The sequence below is a fragment of the Waterburya sp. genome, assembly GCF_058530065.1.
The window spans coordinates 1-2,064 of the sequence record NZ_JBZNBU010000435.1 but is presented as its reverse complement, the minus strand read 5'-3'; the positions used below and the strand labels follow the sequence as shown (position 1 = coordinate 2,064).

Annotated in this window: 2 protein-coding genes and 1 pseudogene; 1 reads left to right on the top strand and 2 read right to left on the bottom strand. The window is 40.3% G+C overall.

Features of this window, described 5'->3' with window-relative positions:
- Positions 1-598: class I SAM-dependent methyltransferase (locus AC33VI_RS23355; protein WP_491784656.1), on the top strand; the 598-nt coding region annotated here is incomplete at its 5' end.
- Positions 599-638: 40 nt separating this feature from the next.
- Here AC33VI_RS23355 and AC33VI_RS23350 read toward each other — a convergent pair.
- Entirely contained in the window at positions 639-1,559 is a 921-nt protein-coding gene (locus AC33VI_RS23350; protein ID WP_491784655.1) for a hypothetical protein, read from the bottom strand.
- Positions 1,560-1,612: 53 nt separating this feature from the next.
- A pseudogene (locus AC33VI_RS23345) lies at positions 1,613-2,064 on the bottom strand (serine protease); the annotation flags it as partial.

The following is a 2,064-nucleotide window of genomic DNA, read 5'->3' as shown; positions in this document are numbered from 1 at the left end:
TGGGGGAATTATTACCGAAACCATTAAACAACTACAGGAAAGCTGGATTTCAGATAACCCGATGCCCATTACTAGTTTGGCTAGTGGTTCGGCATCGGAAATTCTCGATCTTTATTTCCAAACTGCCCCGCCCAATGCCCATATCACTTGTGTTGATTTTAACCATCAAGAGTTAGCTGCTGCTGCTAATATCGCCCATAAATGGGGCTTTCGCGATCGCTTGACCTTTATCCAAGATAATCTCTTTTTACTCTCCGAAGGCTACAGTCATATAGATATTCCTCCCCAACAAATGATCTATAGCGTCAGTATGGCAAACTACTTATGCGATCGTGAATTAATCGGCATCCTCGATTGGATTTATGATCGCTTGCTGCCCAATGGAACGGTTATTTTAGGCAATTTTCATGCTGCTAATCCAGATCGCCTGTTGTTAAAACATATGCTCGAATGGCACTCGATTTATCGTTCCGCAGAAGACCTAGAAAAGCTATTTTCCCATTCCAAATTCCGTTCCCTACCTTTATCAATTCAATCCGATGAATTTGGCGTAGAACTATATGTAGTCTGTACTAAAGCCTGGCAAGAAGATTCTTAGAGGGCGAATTAATTTTTGCCCTCCGTTAAGTATTTAATTTTTATTCTTCTAAAGGAAAGGCATAATAAGCAATCCCTTCCGAAGCAAAATCGGGTAAATTCTCTTCTACACTATCTCTTTCAGCAGCGGAAGGCGTATAGAAATGCGCCCCCGTAGTGGAATTAAAAAAACGATAAATCGGAATCGAACCTTCTACTTCCCCGTCGTAAGCAAAAAAGGCTTCTCCCTCAAAACTATAGTTTTCCAATTCTTCGACGGCATCCCTTTCTACTTCTGAAACCGTATATAAATGGACTCCAGTATCTTGATTGAGAAAACGATATACGGGAACTGCTTGTACTTGTCCCGTTAAAGGATCTGCACCCAAATAAGACGCACCTTCAAAATTAAAATTATCTAGTTCTTGTACTGCATCTCTTTCTATTTCATTGGCAGTATAAAAATGAACTCCCGAATTATTATTGAAAAAGCGATAGACAGTACTACCAGTGAGCTCATCATCTCCGATATTGGGCTGTTCTCCTACCACATCGTTGCTATTTTCCTCGTCGGGTAGTTGTTCTCCACCATTCCCACTATCTTCATCATCGGGTAACTCTTCAACAATATCGCTATCGTTGTTATCGGTAAGAGATAAATTGCCATTTTCGACGGTTAAAATTTCTTGGTCGTCGGAGATCAGAATATTATCAGCGCGATTGAATTGAGTAACTATTAAAGTATATTCGTTGTCATCTAACGTCTCTGGTATTTGTATCGACCAATTTCCCCCAGCGTCGGGAGTTGTGGTTAAAATGTCGCTAAATGAGCCAAAGGAAATGACTGCTAAATCTATTTCCAAATCTGGTGCGGCGACACCAGAAATAGTTACCAAACCACCAGTTAATTCGGCAGCATCGATCGATACTGCTAGTTGTTCGTTTAAGGTTTCAAAAGTTAACAATGAATTATTTTGTTCCACAGCTATATATTTATATGTTTTTTAAAAAAGCGATCGAAGTTAAAGTGATATTTCTATTCTTCTAAAGGCAGGGCATAATAAGCAATTCCCTCCGAAGCAAAGTCGGGTAGATTTTCTTCTACACTATCTCTTTCAGCAGCCGAAGGGGTATAGAAATGCGCCCCTGTGGTGGAGTTGAAGAAACGGTAAATCGGAATCGAACCTTCTACTTCCCCGTCGTAAGCAAAAAAGGCTTCTCCCTCAAAACTAAAGTTTTCCAACTCTTCGACGGCATCCCTTTCTACTTCTGAAACCGTATAAAGATGGACTCCAGTATCTTGATTGAGAAAACGATATACGGGAACTGGTTGGACTTGTCCCGTTAAAGGATCTGCACCCAAATATGACGCACCTTCAAAATTAAAGTTGTCTAACTCTTGTACTGCATCTCTTTCTATTTCGCTAGCAGTATAAAAATGAACTCCCGAATCGTTATTGAAAAAGCGATAGACAGTACTACCAGTGA